The following is a 17,032-nucleotide window of genomic DNA, read 5'->3' on the forward strand; positions in this document are numbered from 1 at the left end:
CGCATTCCTCTTCTGTAGGAGCGAGGCTTGCCCGCGATGAGGCCGGCCCAAACACCCCCAAACTTCAATGCACTGACTGGAACCAAGACCATGAAAACCAAGCTCCTCAGCCACCCAGTCAAAGCACTGGCCCTCGCCCTCGGACTGCTCAGCAGCGCGGTATTCGCCGCCGACGCGCCGCTGAAAGTCGGCACCACCGCCGCCTTCGCCATTCCCCTGGAGGCCGCCGTCGAAGAGGCCGGCAAACAGGGCCTGAAAGTCGAACTGGTGGAGTTCAGCGACTGGATCGCGCCGAACGTCAGCCTGGCCGCCGGCGATATCGACGTGAACTACTTCCAGCACATCCCGTTCCTGGAAAACGCCAAGGCCGCCGCCGGTTTCGACCTGGTGCCGTTCGCCCCGGGGATCATCAACAACGTCGGCCTGTACTCGAAGAAATACAAAAGCTTCGACGAGCTGCCCGAAGGCGCCACAGTGGCCATCGCCAACGACCCGATCAACAGCGGTCGCGGCTTGCAGCTGCTGGCCAAGGCCGGCCTGATCAGCCTCAAGCCGGGCGTCGGCTACAAGGCCACCGAGGACGACATAGTCGCCAACCCGAAGAAACTGAAGATCCTCCAGGTCGAGGCCGTGCAACTGGTACGCGCCTATGACGACGCCGACCTGGTGCAGGGCTACCCGGCCTATATCCGCCTGGCCAAGACCTTCGACGCCGGTTCGGCGCTGCTGTTCGACGGCCTCGACCACAAGGAATACGTGATCCAGTTCGTGATCCAGCCCAAGAGCAAGACCGACCCGCGGCTGATCAAGTTCGTCGACATCTACCAGCATTCGCCGGCTGTGCGCGCCGCCCTGGATAAAGCCCACGGCAAGCTCTACCAAGCCGGCTGGGAAGGTTGAGATGAGCGTCGCCTATCTCCCGCACAAGGCCTCCAGGCAGCCGCCCGAACAGCCGCACAACGCAGAGCAGGCCGAGTTGCATCCGGAGCTGAATCACGCCCATGTGCGCTTTATCGGCGTGACCAAGACCTACCAGGGCCAGCAAGGCCCGGTGCAGGCCCTGCACGGTATCGACCTGGCGATCCAGCGCGGCGAAGTGTTCGGCATCATCGGCCGCAGCGGCGCCGGCAAGTCGTCGCTGATCCGCACCATCAATCGCCTGGAACAGCCGTCGGGCGGCCGGGTGCTGATCGATCAGGTGGACATCGGCGACTTCGACGAGGACCGCCTGGTGGAGCTGCGCCGGCGCATCGGCATGATCTTCCAGCACTTCAACCTGATGTCGGCCAAGACCGTATGGCAGAACGTCGAGCTGCCGCTGAAGGTGGCCGGCGTGCCCAAGGAACAGCGCGAGCGCAAGGTGCGCGAACTGCTGGAACTGGTGGGCCTGAAGGACAAGCACAAGGCCTACCCGGCGCAACTCTCGGGCGGGCAGAAACAGCGGGTGGGCATCGCCCGGGCGCTGGTCCACGACCCGGCGATCCTGCTGTGCGACGAGGCCACCTCGGCGCTGGACCCGGAGACCACCCAGTCGATCCTCGGCCTGCTCAAACAGATCAACCAGCGCCTGGGCCTGACCATCATCCTGATCACCCACGAGATGGCGGTGATCCGCGATATCTGCGACCGCGTGGTGGTGCTCGAGCACGGGCATATCGTCGAGCAGGGGCCGGTCTGGGAAGTGTTCGGCAACCCGCAGCACGAGGTCAGCAAAACCCTGCTGGCGCCCTTGCAGCACGGCTTGCCGGAAGAGCTGCAAAACCGCCTGCAAGCCCAGCCGAAGTCTTCGGACGCGGCGGTGGTATTGCGCGTGCGGTTCACCGGCAGGACCAGCGACGAGCCGGACCTGGCCGCGCTGTTCAGCACCCTGGGCGGCCGCGTGCGCCTGCTGCACGGCGGCGTGGAACGGATCCAGGGGCATGCCCTGGGGCAATTGCTGCTGGCGGTCAGCGGCTCGTCCCTGGGCGCCGAGGAACAACGCCTGCGCGCGCAGCACTTTTTGCACAAGCAATGGACACAACAGGTAGAGGTGCTGGGTTATGTGGTTTGATCGCTTGCTCCAGGGCGTTATCGATACCTTCCTGATGGTCGGCGTGTCGTCGCTGATCGCCTTGCTGGCGGGGATTCCGCTGGCGGTGATCCTGGTCACCAGCGGCAAGGGCGGGATCTACGAAGCGCCCAGGCTGAACAGCATGCTGGGAGCCTTCGTCAACCTGTTCCGCTCGATCCCGTTCCTGATCCTGATGGTGGCGCTGATCCCCTTCACCCGGCTGATCGTCGGCACCACCTACGGTGTCTGGGCAGCGGTGGTGCCACTGACCATCGCCGCCACGCCGTTCTTCGCACGAATCGCCGAGGTCAGCCTGCGCGAGGTCGACCACGGCCTGATCGAAGCCGCCCAGGCCATGGGCTGCCGACGCTGGCACATCGTCTGGCATGTGCTGTTGCCGGAGGCGCTGCCGGGCATCGTCGGCGGTTTCACCATCACCCTGGTGACCATGATCAACTCCTCGGCCATGGCCGGGGCCATCGGCGCCGGCGGCCTGGGGGACATTGCCTATCGCTATGGCTACCAGCGTTTCGACAGCCAGATCATGCTCACGGTGATCGTGCTGCTGGTGATCCTCGTCGCGGCGATCCAGCTCGGCGGCGACCGCCTGGCGCGGGCGCTCAACAAGCGTTGAGAAACGCCACCTTCGTGGTGACGAATAACCTGTAGCCGCTGCCGCAGGCTGCGATAAGGTCCGAAGGACCTTCGGCGCTCTCAAGAGCACGGCCGCTTCGCAGCCGATCGCAGCCTTCGGCAGCGGCTACAGGGAACCAGTGCGCCAGACATGGGGTATATTCGGACCACTCCCCCTTTCTCTGCGCAGCCCGCCATGAAACTCGCCCCCACCGACCTCGACCAGATCACCTCCACCACCCTGGGTCACTACAACCAGGTGGCCGAAGACTTCCGCGAAGGCACCCGCGACCACGATGTCAGCCAGAACATCGACGCCCTGCTGCGGCATATCCAGGGCACGGCGCCCTTCACCCTGCTGGACTTCGGCTGCGGCCCCGGGCGCGACCTGCAGACCTTCACCCGCCTCGGTCATATCGCCATCGGCCTCGACGGCTCCGAGCGCTTTGCCCAGATGGCCCGCGACGACAGCGGCTGCGAGGTCTGGCAGCAGGACTTCCTCAAGCTCGACCTGCCCGCCGAACGCTTCGACGGCATCTTCGCCAACGCCGTGCTGTTCCACATTCCCTCGCAGGAACTGCCACGGGTGCTGCGCCAGCTGCACGCCACGCTGAAACCCGGCGGCGTGCTGTTCAGCTCCAACCCGCGCGGCGACAACCAGGAAGGCTGGAACGGCGCGCGTTATGGCGCCTACCACGACCTGGCGGCGTGGCAGCACTTGCTGACAGCGGCGGGGTTTGTCGAGCTGGAGCATTACTACCGGCCCGCCGGGCTGCCGCGCGAGCAGCAGCCGTGGCTGGCGAGTGTTTGGCGCAAGGTTTGAGCTTGCGTCGTTGATCGGCCTTTTTCGCGAGCAAGCTCGCTCCTACAGTTTTTTATGATCGGCGTTGCGCCGCCTCTTGTAGGAGCGAGCTTGCTCGCGATGGCGTTCTGTCGGACGGAGCACGATCTCAGGCCGTGGTGTTCTTCGGCTCCTTGATCTTGTACCAGGCCACATACAGCGCCGGCAGGAACAGCAGTGTCAGCAGGGTGGCGACGATGATGCCGCCGATCATGGCGTAGGCCATCGGCCCCCAGAACACTTCCCGGGCGATGGGAATCATGCCCAGGCTGGCTGCCGCGGCGGTCAGCAGGATCGGCCGGCGACGGTGCTCGGTGGCCTGCACCACCGCATCCCAGGATGAATGACCGGCGCGCTCGAACTCGTCGATCTGGGTCACCAGGATCACCGAGTTGCGGATGATGATGCCGATCAGCGCGAGAATCCCGAGGATCGCCACAAAGCCCATGGGCGTGCCCGTCGGCACCAGCGCCAGGACCACGCCGATCAGCCCCAGGGGCGCGACGCTGGCCACCAGGAACAGCTTCTGCACGCTGTGCAGCTGGATCATCAGGAAGGTCGCCATGAGGAACAGCATCAACGGCACCACCTTGGCGATCGGCCCCTGGGCCTTGCCGCTTTCCTCCACCGTACCGCCGGTGGCCACCGAGTAACCGGCCGGCAGGCTGGCGGCGAACTTGTCGATATCCGGCTTGAGCAGCCTGACCAGGTCGGTCGGCTGGATTTCGTCACGCACCGAGGCCTTGATGGTGATGGTCGGCTTGCGGTCGCGCCGCCAGACCAGCGGCTGCTCCAGTTCGTAACGCACGGTGGCGAAGGCCAGCAGCGGAATCGAGGTGCCGTTGGGGTTGACGATCTGCAGGTTCTGCAGGGTTTCCGGGGAGCCGCGCTCGCTGTCGTCGGCCCGGCCGACCACGTTGATCAGGTAGATGTCGTCATGCACCTGGGTCACGGTGGAGCCGCTGACGATGCTGTTCATCAGCTGCGCCACGTCCTCCGAAGACAACCCCAGCTGGCGGGCCTTGTCCTGGGCGATGTCGATGCGCAGCACTTTGCCCGGCTCGTTCCAGTCGTAGATGATCTCGCCGATGTGCGAGTTCTTGTCCAGTTCGGTGGCCAGCTCGATGGCGTGCTTGCGCACCTGGTCGATGTCCTTGCCGCTGACCCGGTACTGGATCGGTCGCCCCACCGGCGGGCCCATTTCCAGGGCCTGGACGTAGCTGCCGATGCCGACGAAGTCGTCGCGCAGGCGTTTTTTCAGGCGTTCGGTCAACGCCGTGCGCGACTCCAGGCCCTTGCTGACAATCACCAACTGCGCGTAGTAGGGGTTCTGCAGTTGCTGGTCCAGCGGCAGGTAGAAACGGATCGCACCTTCGCCGATATAGGTGCTCCAGCGCAGGATGTCCGGGTCGTCCTTGAGGGTCGCCTCCAGGCGATCCACCGCCAGGCGGGTCTCGGCGATCGAGGCGTTCTGCGGCAGGTTGAGGTCGACGAGAATCTCCGGCCGGTCCGAGGACGGGAAGAACTGGTTCTGCACGAAGCGCATGCCGACCACCGACAGCACGAACACCAGGACGGTGATGCCGATGGCCCACCAGCGGTTGCGCATGGCCCACAGCAGGCCGCCGTTGAAGGCGCGGCCGATGCGCCCCGGCTCCTCGGAGTGGGGCTTCACGTTGGTGCTGAGGATATGCACGCCGATCACCGGGGCGAACAGCACGGCGACTATCCACGACACCAGCATGGCCACGGCGATCACCGCGAACAGAGTGAAGGTGTACTCGCCGGCGGAGCTGGCGTTGAGGCCGATGGGCACGAAGCCGGCGACCGTCACCAGGGTCCCGGTGAGCATCGGGAAGGCCGTGGAGGTGTAGGCGAAGGTCGCCGCCTGCTCCTTGGTCTCGCCCATCTCCAGGCGCGTGACCATCATCTCCACGGTGATCATCGCGTCGTCCACCAACAGGCCCAGGGCGATGATCAATGCACCGAGAGAAATCCGCTGCATGGTGATGCCGCTGTATTCCATGAAGACGAAGACCATCGCCAGCACCAGCGGAATCGAGCACGCCACCACCAGCCCGGCGCGCACGCCCAGGCTGACGAAACTCACCACCAGCACGATCACCACCGCCTCGAACAGCGCGCTGGTAAAGCCGCCGACGGCTTTTTCCACCACCTCGGCCTGGTCCGACACCGTGTGTACGCCTACGCCCACTGGCAGCTCGGCGGTGAGCTGGTTCATCTTGGCGTGCAAGGCCTTGCCGAAGTCCTGGATGTTGCCGCCCTTCTTCATGGCGATCGCCAGGCCGATGGCCGGCTGGCCGTTGTAGCGAAACTGCGGCGTCGAAGGGTCGACGTAGCCGCGGCTGATCTCGGCGATATCCGCCAGGCGATAGAAGCGCTCGTTGAGCCGCAGGTTGACCGTGGCCAGGTCTTTCTCCGAAGCGAACTGCCCCGAGGTGCGCACGGAAATCCGCTCCGGCCCGGCTTCGATCACCCCGGCTGGAGTCACCGCATTCTGCGCTTGCAGGCTCTGCAGGACCTGGCGCTGGTCGATGCCCAGCGCCGCCAGCTTGCGCGTGGAGAAGTTCAGGTAGATGACTTCGTCCTGCTCGCCGACCATTTCCACTTTGCCCAGGTTCGGCACTTCACGGATCTCGGCGCGCACCTGCTCCACGTAGTCGCGCAGCTGGCGCATGCTCAGGCCGTCGGCGGTAAAGGCGTAGACCGAACCAAACACATCGCCGAACTCGTCGTTGAACCCCGGCCCTTGTAGGCCCTGGGGGAAGTCGCCGCGAATGTCGTTGATCTTCTTGCGCACCTGGTACCAGATCTCGGGAATGTCCTTGCCGCTGGTGGTGTCGCGCAGGTTGACGAAGACCGTCGACTCGCCGGGGCGGGTGTAGCTTTTCACGTAGTCGAGGGAGTCCAGTTCTTCGAGTTTTTTCTCGATGCGGTCGGTGACCTGCTTGAGGGTTTCCTCCTGGGTCGCGCCCGGCCAGCGGGTCTGGATGACCATGGTCTTGATGGTGAAGGACGGGTCCTCCTCGCGCCCCAGGTTCATGTAGGAGAACACGCCCATCAGCAGCGCGACGAACATCAGGTACCAGACGAACGACTGATGCTTGATGGCCCACTCGGATAAATTGAAGCTCCCTTTGGTGGCCGGCGTCATCGTGGGCTGTCCTCGTCGATTTTGACTTTCTGCCCCGGTTTGAGGCTGTTCACACCGGCGCTCACCACCCGCTCGCCGATCTTGATCCCGCTGCCGATCAACGCCGAATCATGGTCGCGGCTGAGCACCGTGACCTCTCGCGGCGCCACGGTGCGTGCCTGCGGGTCGACGATCCAGACCCGGGTCTGGCCGTCCACCTCCTGCAAGGCCGACAACGGCACCTCGGTGCGCGGAACGATGGCGGAGCTGAGGGTCACGCTGATGGCCGTGCCGAGGCGGAAGGTGGGCGGGGTTTGCGCCAGGGTCAGGCGCGAACGCCGGGTTCGGGTGGCGCTCTGCGCCTGGGGCTCGATCTCGCGCACCACAGCGGTGGTGTTGACGCTCGGGTCCAGCTGCAAGGCGACCTTGAACACCACGTCGGCCGGCAACTGGTCCACCAGGCTCGCCGGCAGGTCGATCACCGCCTCCTTGATATCCGGGCGAGCCAGGGTCACCACCTGCTGGCCGGCGCTGACCACCTGGCCGGCCTCGGCCATCCAGGCGGTGACCACGCCGCCGTGGTCGGTGCGCAGCTCGCTGTAGGCGAGCTGGTCGCGGGCCTGGCTGACCGCGGCCCTGGCCTGATCCAGGGAGGCGCGGGTGGTCTTCAGGTCGGTCTGGGCGATATCCAGCTGCGCCTGGGCGCCGACGCCGCGGTCGAACAATTGCTGCTGGCGCCGGGCATTGGCCTGGGCATTGATCCATTGCGCCTCGACCCGGGCCAGGTCGCCCTGGGCGGAACGCAACTGGTTCTGCTGATCGGTGGGGTCGAGGGTGGCGAGCAAGGCGCCCTTGCCCACCTCGGCACCGACGTCGACATTGCGATTGGCGATGCGCCCCGGCACCCGGAAGCCGAGGTTGGTTTCATAGCGAGCCTGGATGCTGCCGGCGAACCGCCCGAGGCTTTCCTCGGACTCGGCGCGCACCTCGAACGACAGCACCGGGCGCACCGGCTCGGGCGCCGGTTCTTCCTTGGAACAGGCGCCCAGCACCAGGCCGGCGCACAACAGCAGGGACAGGCGCTTCATGGCTGGGCTCCTTGGGCACCGGTCTCGGGAACGATCTCGACGAGCATCCCCGGGTGCAGCAACTGGCCGCCGGCGATCACCACTTTTTCGCCGCCCTCGAGGCCGTCGCTGATGATCACCTTGCCGGTCTGGTAGCGCCCCACCGTGACGGTGTGCAGGGTGGTCTTGCCGTCCTCGCCCACCAGCCACACGGCCGGTTCGTTGAGGTTCTTGGTCAGCGCCGCCCAGGGCAGCTCGACACTGGCCTTGCCGGGCACATGGGCACTGGCGCCGACCACCGAGCCCAGGTCCATGCCCGCCGGCAAGCCGTCGAGGGCCACCTTGACCTGCACCGTGCCGCTTTGCGCCGACACCACCGGGGTGACTTCCCGCACCCTGCCAGTGGTCTTGATATTCGGGTTGTCCAGCAGGCTGACGTTGATCACGCCATCCTCCGGCGGGGCCACCAGCAACGCCTCGTAGACGTTGAACACGGCGTCGCGCTCGCCGTCGCGGGCCAGGCTGTAAATCGGCACCGTGGCCTGCACCACCTGGCCGACCTCGGCCTGGCGCGCGGTGATCACCCCCGGCGCGTCGGCGATCAGCGCGGTATAGCTCAGTTGCTCACGGGCGTTGGCCAACTGCGCCTGGGCCGCGCTCAGGGCGCTCTGGCTGCTGCGCAGCGCCGCCTGGGCGGCATCGTATTCGCTCTGGCTGGTGTAGCCCTTGGGCAGGAGCTTCTGCTGGCGGACGAAGGCCGCGCTGGTCTGCTTGACCCGTGCCTGCTCGGCGAACACCGAGGCGGCGGCGGAATCGACATTGGTCTGCAGGTCTTTCGGGTCGAGCCGGGCCAGTACCTGTTTGGCCGTGACCCGGTCGCCGACATCCACCAGGCGCTGGACGATCTTGCCGCCGACGCGGAATGACAACTCGGTCTGCACCCGCGCCTGCACATCGCCGGTCAGGGTCACTTGCGCGGCGAAATCACGGGTCTGCACTTGCTGCACGCGCACCCGCGGCCGCTCCTTTTCGGTCGGTTTCTCCGCACCACAACCGCTCAGTAGTGCCGCCAGCGTCAAACCCACTATCCACTTCGATTCGAGACCAGCCATGCAGGCTCCTTCACGCGATGCAATCGTACAGGTGACGATACGACTGTGAGCTTAGAACAGGGTTCAACCGCTGCACGCCACGGTGCTCACAAACCCTGTAGCCGCTGCCGCAGGCTGCGATCGGCCGCAACGCGGGCGCTGTTCCAGCGAACGCAGGAAGCCCTGGGGAGCTGTCGCGGCGGCTACAAAATCGGCACCGATCAGGCACACTGCGCCTTCATGCACAAGGAGCCCCGGGATGCTCAAGACCCTGGCAGTGGCCAATTACCGCTCGATCAACAAACTGGTGATTCCGCTGGAGCGGCTGAACCTGATCACCGGCCCCAACGGCAGCGGCAAGTCCAACCTGTACAAGGCCCTGCGCCTGCTGGCGGAAACCGCCCAGGGCGGGGTGGTCAATGCTCTGGCCAGCGAAGGCGGCCTGGAGTCGACTTTCTGGGCCGGGCCGGAACAGATCAGCCGGCGCATGAGCCGTGGCGAGGTGGCGATCCAGGGCGGACCACGGAAAACCGTCAAGCGCCTGCAACTGGGCTTTGCCGGCGAGGACTTCGGTTACTCGATCGGCCTGGGGCTGCCGGACTCCAGCGGTCATTTCATGCTGCCCGGGCACAGCACGCCGATTCCGTCGCGCTTCACCCTCGACCCGCGGATCAAGCGCGAGAGCATCTGGAGCGGGCCGGTGTATCGCCCGGCCAGTGTGCTGGTGGATCGCCAGGGGCCGATGGTGCGGGCCCGCCAGGGGCGGCAATGGGAGGTGCTGGCGCAGCACACCTCCAGCGGCGACAGCCTGTTCGACCAGGTCGGTAACCTGCGTTCGTCGCCCGAAGTCCTGCATCTGCGCGAGCAGATCCGTGGCTGGCGTTTCTACGATCACTTTCGCACCGACAGCCAGGCCCCCGCGCGCCGGCCGCAACTGGGCACCCGCACGCCAGTGCTGCACCACGATGGCCGTGACCTGGCGGCGGCGTTGCAGACCATCATCGAGGTCGGCGATCAGCAGGCGCTGCACGAGACCATCAGCGATGCCTTTCCCGGGTCGCGGCTGGAGATCGATGCGGTGCCGGGCGGGCTGTTCGGCGTGCAGTTTCATCAGGACGGTTTGCTGCGGCCGCTGTCGGCGGCGGAGCTGTCGGACGGTACCCTGCGTTACCTGCTGCTGGTCGCCGCCCTGCTGACGCCACGGCCACCGACCCTGATGGTGCTCAACGAACCGGAAACCAGCCTGCACCCGGACCTGCTGCCGGCCTTGGCGCGCCTGATCATCCGGGCTTCGCAGCAGTGCCAGGTGTGGGTGGTGTCCCATGCCAGCCGGCTGATCGCGGCGTTGCAGCAGGACCCGCAATGCAACGCCATCGTGCTGGAGAAGAATTTCGGCCAGACCGAAATCGTCGGCCAGGGCATGCTCGATGAACCGGCGTGGTATTGGCCGGACTGAGCGGCCTCAAAAGCATCGCGGGCAAGCCTCGCTCCTACAGAAGAAGATTGCACATGCTTCTGTAGGAGCGGAGCTTGCCCGCGATGGCGTACTTAAGAACACCTCGATCGTTCAGACCGAATCACCCCTGCCACTTGCCCCCTTCGACAATCACGCTTTCCGGCTGGGTGTCGTCGCTCAGTTCCTTGCGCACGTACTGGTCGTAGAGCTTGAGCAGGTACTTGTCCTCGCCCAGCTTGGCCAGCTCGGCGTTGACCCAGTCACGCAACTCGATATTGCCCTTCTTCACCGCCGGCGCGATCGGCGCCTGCTCCCCCAGGGTCTGCGGCAGTACGCGGTAGCCCGGGTTCTGCTTGGACCAGCTGAACAGGATCAGGTTGTCCTGGGCATAGGCATCGCCGCGGCCGTTGGCCAGGGCTTGCAGGGACTCGGAGTTCTTCTCGAACTTCAGCAGTTTCCAGTCCGGGTGGTTCTTGGTCAGCCAGATATCGGCGGTGGTGCCGGTGGTGACGATGGTGGTGCGGCTCGCCAGGTCATCCAGGTTCTTCACTTCGCTGCCGTCAGGCACCAGGGCCTGCACCGCGACCTTGAGGTTGGGGTTGGTGAACTCCACCGCTTCCTTGCGCTCCGGGGTGACGGTCATGTTGGCCAGGATCAGGTCGACCTTGTCGCTCTGCAGGAACGGAATGCGGCTGGCCGGCTCCACCGCGACGAACTCCACCTTGTTCTCGTCGCCCAGCAGGTCCTTGGCGAATTGCCGGCCGATATCGGTATCGAAGCCCACGTAACGGCCGGTCTCGTCGACGAAACCGAACGGCGGCTTGTCGGTGAATACGCCGACGATCAGCTTGTCGCGGGCCTTGATCTTGTCCAGGTAACCGGTCGCCGGGGCAGCGCTGGCGCTGGCTGCAGGCTTGGGCGCCTCGGTGGTTTTATCGCAGCCGGCCAGCAGCGCGAGACCGAACAGCGGAAGTAGCAGTAGCGAAGACTTGGCAGTTTTCATAAGAGCTCCAGTTCCTTTGTAGGTGCTTTTTTTGGCAATGCTTCAACGAAGGAGAATTTCTCCAGGAACTGCTGCGCTCGTGCGGTCCGCGGGTTCGTAAAGAAGGTCTCGGGAGGGTGCTGTTCGAGGATGCGCCCGGCATCCATGAACACGATGCGGTCGGCCACTGCGCGGGCGAAGGCCATTTCATGGGTAACAATCAGCAGGGTCATGCCGTCCCGGGCCAGGCCCTGGATCACTTGCAGCACTTCCTTGACCATCTCCGGGTCCAGCGCCGCGGTGACCTCGTCGAACAGCATCACCTGCGGGTTCATGCACAACGAACGGACGATGGCGATGCGTTGCTGCTGGCCGCCGGAGAGCTGGCGCGGAAAGGCATCGCGCTTGTCCGAAAGGCCCACCCGCTCCAGCAGCGCCTCGGCCTGGGCGCGGGCTTCGCGACGGTCGCGCTTCTGCACCTTGAGCGGGCCGAGCAGGATGTTGTCGAGCACGCTCATGTGCGGGAACAGGTGGTAACTCTGGAACACCATGCCGATGTCCTGGCGCACCTGACGCCAGTCGGTGGCCTGGTCCAGCAGCTCGCGGCCGGCGAATCTCAGGTGGCCGCTGTGGGCTTTTTCCAGGCCGTTGAGGCAGCGCAGCAAGGTGGACTTGCCGCAGCCGCTGGGGCCGAGAATCACCACCACTTCGCCCTGGGCGACCTTGAGGTCGATGTCCTTGAGCACCTGCTGCTCGCCGAAAAACTTGTTGAAACCCTGGAACTCGATCAGTGCGCTCATGCTTGCGTCCAGCGCCGCTCCAGCACACGCGAGGCGGCCGACAGCGGGTAGCAGATAAAGAAGAAAAACAGGAACAGGGCGCCGTAGATCAGCACCGACTCGTAGGTGCGCTCGATGATCTGCTGGCCGACCTTGATCACGTCCACCACGCCGATCAGCACCGCCAGCGAGCTGGTCTTGATGATCCGCGTATAGACGTTGATGGTCGGCGGCGTCATGCGTTTCAGCGCCTGGGGCAGCAGCACGTAGCCGTACAGCTGCGGGTCGGACAGGCCGATCGACAGCCCCGCCTCGCGCTGGCCACGGGGCAGCGAATGCAGGGCGCCACGCACCACCTCGCCGACTTCGCTGGCGCCCCACAGCGACAGCACCAGCACCGCGCAGGTGAAGCTGGGGATGCTGATGCCGAAGAAGATCGGGAAACCGAAAAACAGCAGGTACAACCAGACCAGCACCGGGATCGCCCGGAACAACTCCAGGTAGAGGCGCAGCACGGCGTTCAACCATTTGTGGTCGAGGGTCCGCAGCACGCCGTAGAGCACGCCGCCAACGGTGCTGAAGGCGATGCTCAGCAGGGAGATCGACAGGGTCTGCGCGGCGCCCTTGCCCAGCTGCGGCAAGGACACCCAGAGCAGTTCAAGACCCGAACTGGCCATGCTGCAACCTCCTTTCCAGACGGCTGAGCAACAGCGACAGCGGCAAGAACAGCAGCACGCAGATCAGCGTGAGCACGGCGAGCATTTCGTAGGTCTTGTAGTAGAGGGCGATGTAGCTCTTGGTGGTGTAGAGAATCTCCGGCACCGCCACCGCCGAGACCACAGTGGTCTCCTTGAGCAGGAAGATGAAGTTGGCGAACAGCGACGGCAGGCTGAGGATCCCGGCTTGCGGCAGGATCACATGGCGCAACAGCTGCCAGTGCGACAGGCCGATGGAGCGGCCCGACTCCAGCTGGGCCGTCGGCACCGCTTCGACGCCGGCGCGCAGCACCTCGGTGAGGTAGGCGCCGCCAAGAAAGGTCATGGTGATGATCGCCGCGGCGAACCCGGAAATCTTCAGCCCCAGCGCCGGCAGGGCGAAGTAGACGAAGAACAGCTGGATCAGCAGCGGGGTGTTGCGCGCCAGTTCCACGTACAGCCCGATCAGGCGCTGCAGGTAGGGGGTGCGGAACACCAGGATTGTGGCGTTGATCAGGGCCACCAGCAGGGAGGTGGCGATGGCGATCAGGCCGACCTGCAAGGTCACGCCCACGGCCTTGAGGAAGGCCGGCAGCGTACTGAGGATAAAGGCGTAGTCGAGGGTCATGGCAATCCTGGACGCCACTGGGGTACAGCGGCGGTGGTGCAGTCCATTGGGCGGTGGGTAAACCACCCGGCAGGCGTCGACTTTAAAGCTATAAAAACAATAATTTAAATACCGTTAAAGCATATTGATATCACCCAAAAAACTAACCTGCGGGGTTTGCCATGCGCGTCTGGGCCGGCTACTTTTCTGACGCCGTCAGGGATCTTTCTGATCCTCCTCCATGGAACGGACAACCGGCACCCGACCTCAACGGGCCAGACACACAAGGACGATAAGAACAATGACCGACCTCGATACCCCGCAACCCCTCGATCCGCAGGACATCGTCAAATGGCTGAAGGCCCTGTGCCGGGCCATGAAGCCTTCCTGAGCAAAATCCCTTCATCGTTGATTGCCCGCGATTGCGTCCTTACTGATACACCGCAGCGCCTGGATCGCGAGCAAGCTTCGCTCCTACAGAAGCACGGTGAAGTCGCTCTTGCGGGCAATAAAAAACGCCGACGCTGTAGAAGCCATCGGCGTTTAAACCTTGAAGGGGTTTGTACGACTTAAGCGTAGTTCATCAGAACGCCGGCAGTACTGCGCCGCTGTATTTCTTCTCGATGAATTCCTTCACTTGCGGGCTGGTCAGGGCCTTGGCCAGTTTCTGGATGGCGGCGCTGTCCTTGTTGTCCGGGCGGGACACCAGGAAGTTCACGTACGGCGAATCGGCACCCTCGATCACCAGCGCATCCTTGGCCGGGTTCAGGCCGGCTTCCAGGGCGTAGTTGGTGTTGATCATGTCCAGGTCGACCTGGTCCAGCACGCGCGGCAGCAGGGCCGATTCCAGTTCCTTGAACTTGAAGTTGTGCGGGTTCTTGGCGATGTCTTTCGGGGTCGCCAGGGCGTTCTTCGGGTCCTTGAGTTCGATCAGGCCGGCCTTCTGCAGCAGGATCAGGGCGCGGCCGCTGTTGCTGCCTTCGTTCGGAATGGCGATGGTCGCGCCGTCTTTCAGCTCGGCCAGGGTTTTGACTTTCTTCGAGTAGCCGCCGAAAGGTTCGACGTGCACGCCGATCACGGTCACCAGGTTAGTGCCTTTGCCTTCGTTGAAGCTCTTCAGGTACGGCAGGGTCTGGAAGTAGTTGGCGTCCAGACGCTTCTGATCGACCTGCACGTTCGGCTGCACATAATCGGTGAAGATTTTGATTTCCAGGTCCACACCTTCCTTGGCCAGGGTCGGCTTGATCAGCTCGAGGATCTCGGCGTGCGGCACAGGGGTGGCCGCCACTACCAGTTTCTCGCCAGCCTGGGCCAGACCGGCAGTCAGGGCAGCCGCCAGTGCGGTGAACAACAGAACCTTTTTCATGCAGTGTCCTTATGAGTCGTCAGTGACGACGGCTTTTGTAATGAGGGTGCCAGCGAAGTGCTATCTCTGGCGTGGAGCGGACAATACCGGGATTTTTTATGCCTTAACAATATCTTTTATTCACGTTGATATTCCATTTTGTTCATACAGTATCGAGCCGCTCTAGCTCGCGCCCGGGGCACTCCACAAGCCCCTGTAGCCGCTGCCGCAGGCTGCGATCGAGCGCGCGGCGCTCGCCAGGTTTTCAAGCCGTTTTCAAAGGGATTGTCGAGTCGTATGGGCGGCCGCTACGCAGCCGATCGCAGCCTGCGGCAGCGGCTACAGAAAGCAGCCCGCTGCACGGGTCAGGAATGGGAGGAGACTTCAGATCACGCCGTGTTGCTTGAGCAGGTGTTTCAGCGCCTGCAACTCGGCGGCGGAACCGTCCGCGATCAGGCCCTTCAATTGCTGGTCCACCAACTCCAGCCGCGACAGCTGCGGCGGCAGGTTCAGGTGCTCCGGCAGGATCTCCTCGCCACTGCTGACCAGCAGGGCAAAGTGAATGACGTTCTCCAGCTCGCGAGTGTTGCCCGGCCAGCTGTGCTGCTCCAGCACCTGCTGGGCGGCTTCACTGATCAGCGGCACCGGCAGGTCCAGGCGCTGGCTGTAGATGCCGAGGAAATACTCGGCCAACGACAAGATGTCGCCGACCCGCTCGCGCAGCGCCGGCAGCTCCAGGTGGCCCTCGCCCAGGTAGTGATACAGCCGCTCATGGAACTTGCCCGCCGCCACCGCCTGGGCCAGGTCGATACTGGTGGCCGCCACCAGGCGCACATCCACCGGGCTCGGCTGATGGGCGCCGACCCGGGTCACCTCATGATTTTCCAGGGCCGAGAGCAGCTTGATCTGGATCGGCAACGGCAAGTCGCCGATCTCGTCCAGGTACAGGGTGCCGCCGTTGGCCGAGCCGAACCAGCCGGCGCGGCTGCTGGCCGAACCGCTGAAGGCGCCGCCGGCATAACCGAACAGTTCGGCGTCGGCGTAGGTCGGGCTGATGGCCCCGCAGTTGACCGAGACGAACAGGCCGCTGCGGTCGCTGGCGCGGTGGATATGCCGGGCCAGCAGTTCCTTGCCGCTGCCGGTTTCACCGCGGATCAACACCGAGATCGCCCGCGGCGCCAGCTGTTCCAGCTCTTGGCGCAACTGCCGCGAGCGGGGATCGACGAACACCAGCGCCTTGGCGCGGATGCTCAACGGACTTTTTTCAGCATCGGGAAAGGTCAGCAGTGGCTGACCGAAAGACTCATGCAGACTCATGGCAGACTCCCGCCCAAATCCGCTGGCAGGCGGGGGCGTTTAACAAAAAGAAAAAATCAGGCGCGGCGCAGGGAATGCTGTTCCATGCGGTTTTGCAGGCGGTAGAGATACGCGAAACCCTGCTCCCAGCGCTGGTGCCCGGACTTGACGTTGATATGCCCGGCACCGGACAGGATCCCCGCCTCGGCGCCCCAGTGGCGGGCCAGTTCCAGGGCACGCGGCGCGCTGATTGCACTGTCGTTGTCGGAGCTGACAATCTGGCTCGGGAACGGCAACAGGTCGCTGGGGATCGGCGCGAAATTGCGCAGCGCCGGCGCGCAGGCCGGACGCTCGACATCCGCCGGCGCCACCAGCAACGCCCCCCGCACCTGGCGCAAGGCACTGACCGGCGCATGGGCGGCCCAGTGCGCGACGGTGATGCAGCCCAGGCTGTGGGCAATCAGGATCACCGGCGTGCTGTCGGCGGCAATCGCCTCGGCCAGCGCCGCGACCCAGTCTTCGCGCCGGGGCGTCAGCCAGTCGGCCTGCTCCACCCGCGCACTGTTTGGCAGGCTGTTCTGCCAGTGGCTTTGCCAATGATCTTCTGGCGATCCTTGCCAGCCCGGCACAATCAGGTAGCGAATTGATTCGTTGCGCATGGGGGAGCTCTCCTGCGTGTCTGTTCCCGATCGAGTATAGGGACGAGAGTTATATTCGTTAAGGAATAAGAAGCTATTTATTAAGACCTATAAAGAATATCAAGAGTCACCTGTACCCAGGCTGTACGAGCCCTAGGCGCCTGGCAGGCAGACCGCGGGGCCTGCATCGCGGGCAATCGAGCGTCGACCGGCTGCTCCTACAAAAGCCGGCGGGCGCCACGAACCTGTAGGAGCGCAGCTTGCTCGCGATGGCGTCCGTCCAGGCAACCTTGCCTGGCCAAATCGCAGGCAAAAAAAAGGTTCTTCACGGATTACCGGGAAAGACGCTCTTGATCTTCATGAAAAAGAATTCGCTATCCCGGTAACCGTACGCCATT

General features: G+C 64.3%; 15 protein-coding genes. 5 read left to right on the top strand and 10 right to left on the bottom strand.

Going from position 1 to position 17,032, the window contains the following annotated elements:
- The first annotated feature begins 90 nt into the window (after window positions 1-90).
- The 4 genes from PVZ78_RS10025 to PVZ78_RS10040 all read left to right on the top strand — a co-directional run bounded on the left by PVZ78_RS10025 (window position 91) and on the right by PVZ78_RS10040 (window position 3,506).
- Window positions 91-900, top strand: coding sequence for a MetQ/NlpA family ABC transporter substrate-binding protein (locus PVZ78_RS10025; protein ID WP_038630360.1), 810 nt, complete (start codon window positions 91-93; stop codon window positions 898-900).
- 1 nt (window position 901) lies between these two features.
- Window positions 902-2,050 carry a methionine ABC transporter ATP-binding protein gene (locus PVZ78_RS10030; RefSeq protein ID WP_273828629.1) on the top strand — a complete coding sequence of 383 codons (1,149 nt, stop codon included), beginning with the start codon at window positions 902-904 and terminating at the stop codon, window positions 2,048-2,050.
- The gene (locus PVZ78_RS10035; RefSeq protein WP_038630358.1) at window positions 2,040-2,684 is read left to right on the top strand and encodes a methionine ABC transporter permease; all 645 of its coding nucleotides are present in this window, start codon (window positions 2,040-2,042) and stop codon (window positions 2,682-2,684) included. Before PVZ78_RS10030 ends, PVZ78_RS10035 begins: the two co-directional genes overlap by 11 nt.
- A 195-nt stretch (window positions 2,685-2,879) precedes the next feature.
- Entirely contained in the window at window positions 2,880-3,506 is a 627-nt protein-coding gene (locus PVZ78_RS10040; RefSeq protein ID WP_009046432.1) for a class I SAM-dependent methyltransferase, read from the top strand.
- Between the two features lie 127 nt (window positions 3,507-3,633).
- On the opposite strand, the gene PVZ78_RS10045 is transcribed toward PVZ78_RS10040, so the two are convergent.
- Genes PVZ78_RS10045 through PVZ78_RS10055 form a run of 3 tightly spaced genes read right to left on the bottom strand, consistent with a single transcriptional unit; the run spans window position 3,634 to window position 8,857 of the window.
- Entirely contained in the window at window positions 3,634-6,699 is a 3,066-nt protein-coding gene (locus tag PVZ78_RS10045) for an efflux RND transporter permease subunit (protein WP_110175942.1), read from the bottom strand.
- Window positions 6,696-7,766, bottom strand: a complete 1,071-nt coding sequence (locus PVZ78_RS10050; protein ID WP_053268008.1) for an efflux RND transporter periplasmic adaptor subunit — start codon at window positions 7,764-7,766, stop codon at window positions 6,696-6,698. Before PVZ78_RS10050 ends, PVZ78_RS10045 begins: the two co-directional genes overlap by 4 nt.
- Window positions 7,763-8,857, bottom strand: coding sequence for an efflux RND transporter periplasmic adaptor subunit (locus PVZ78_RS10055; protein WP_273828630.1), 1,095 nt, complete (start codon window positions 8,855-8,857; stop codon window positions 7,763-7,765). The genes PVZ78_RS10050 and PVZ78_RS10055 overlap by 4 nt, the downstream gene beginning before the upstream one ends.
- Before the next feature lie 238 nt (window positions 8,858-9,095).
- Here PVZ78_RS10055 and PVZ78_RS10060 point away from each other — a divergent pair, with 238 nt between their 5' ends.
- The gene (locus PVZ78_RS10060) at window positions 9,096-10,292 is read left to right on the top strand and encodes an AAA family ATPase (RefSeq protein WP_028683862.1); all 1,197 of its coding nucleotides are present in this window, start codon (window positions 9,096-9,098) and stop codon (window positions 10,290-10,292) included.
- 121 nt (window positions 10,293-10,413) lie between these two features.
- Here the strand turns inward: PVZ78_RS10060 and PVZ78_RS10065 are convergent, their stop codons facing one another.
- From PVZ78_RS10065 to PVZ78_RS10095, 7 genes are all read right to left on the bottom strand, one after another.
- A complete protein-coding gene (locus PVZ78_RS10065; RefSeq protein WP_028683863.1) occupies window positions 10,414-11,295 on the bottom strand; it encodes a transporter substrate-binding domain-containing protein in 882 nt (293 codons plus the stop codon).
- A complete protein-coding gene (locus PVZ78_RS10070; protein WP_273828631.1) occupies window positions 11,292-12,074 on the bottom strand; it encodes an amino acid ABC transporter ATP-binding protein in 783 nt (260 codons plus the stop codon). Before PVZ78_RS10070 ends, PVZ78_RS10065 begins: the two co-directional genes overlap by 4 nt.
- Window positions 12,071-12,730 (bottom strand): amino acid ABC transporter permease, encoded by a 660-nt coding sequence (locus PVZ78_RS10075; RefSeq protein ID WP_038630355.1) that lies wholly within the window; start codon window positions 12,728-12,730, stop codon window positions 12,071-12,073. The genes PVZ78_RS10070 and PVZ78_RS10075 overlap by 4 nt, the downstream gene beginning before the upstream one ends.
- Window positions 12,711-13,376 (bottom strand): amino acid ABC transporter permease, encoded by a 666-nt coding sequence (locus tag PVZ78_RS10080; protein WP_009046424.1) that lies wholly within the window; start codon window positions 13,374-13,376, stop codon window positions 12,711-12,713. Before PVZ78_RS10080 ends, PVZ78_RS10075 begins: the two co-directional genes overlap by 20 nt.
- Window positions 13,377-13,938: 562 nt before the next feature.
- Window positions 13,939-14,721, bottom strand: coding sequence for a MetQ/NlpA family ABC transporter substrate-binding protein (locus tag PVZ78_RS10085; protein WP_009046423.1), 783 nt, complete (start codon window positions 14,719-14,721; stop codon window positions 13,939-13,941).
- 363 nt (window positions 14,722-15,084) lie between these two features.
- Window positions 15,085-16,017 carry a sigma 54-interacting transcriptional regulator gene (locus PVZ78_RS10090; protein ID WP_016702536.1) on the bottom strand — a complete coding sequence of 311 codons (933 nt, stop codon included), beginning with the start codon at window positions 16,015-16,017 and terminating at the stop codon, window positions 15,085-15,087.
- Window positions 16,018-16,073: 56 nt separating this feature from the next.
- On the bottom strand, window positions 16,074-16,655 hold the full coding sequence (locus PVZ78_RS10095) for an alpha/beta hydrolase (protein WP_009046421.1): 582 nt from the start codon (window positions 16,653-16,655) through the stop codon (window positions 16,074-16,076).
- Window positions 16,656-17,032 lie beyond the last annotated feature (377 nt).

The organism is Pseudomonas sp. SBT1-2 (assembly GCF_028640875.1).
In the GTDB taxonomy this organism is placed as follows: Bacteria; Pseudomonadota; Gammaproteobacteria; order Pseudomonadales; family Pseudomonadaceae; genus Aquipseudomonas; species Aquipseudomonas chlororaphis_I.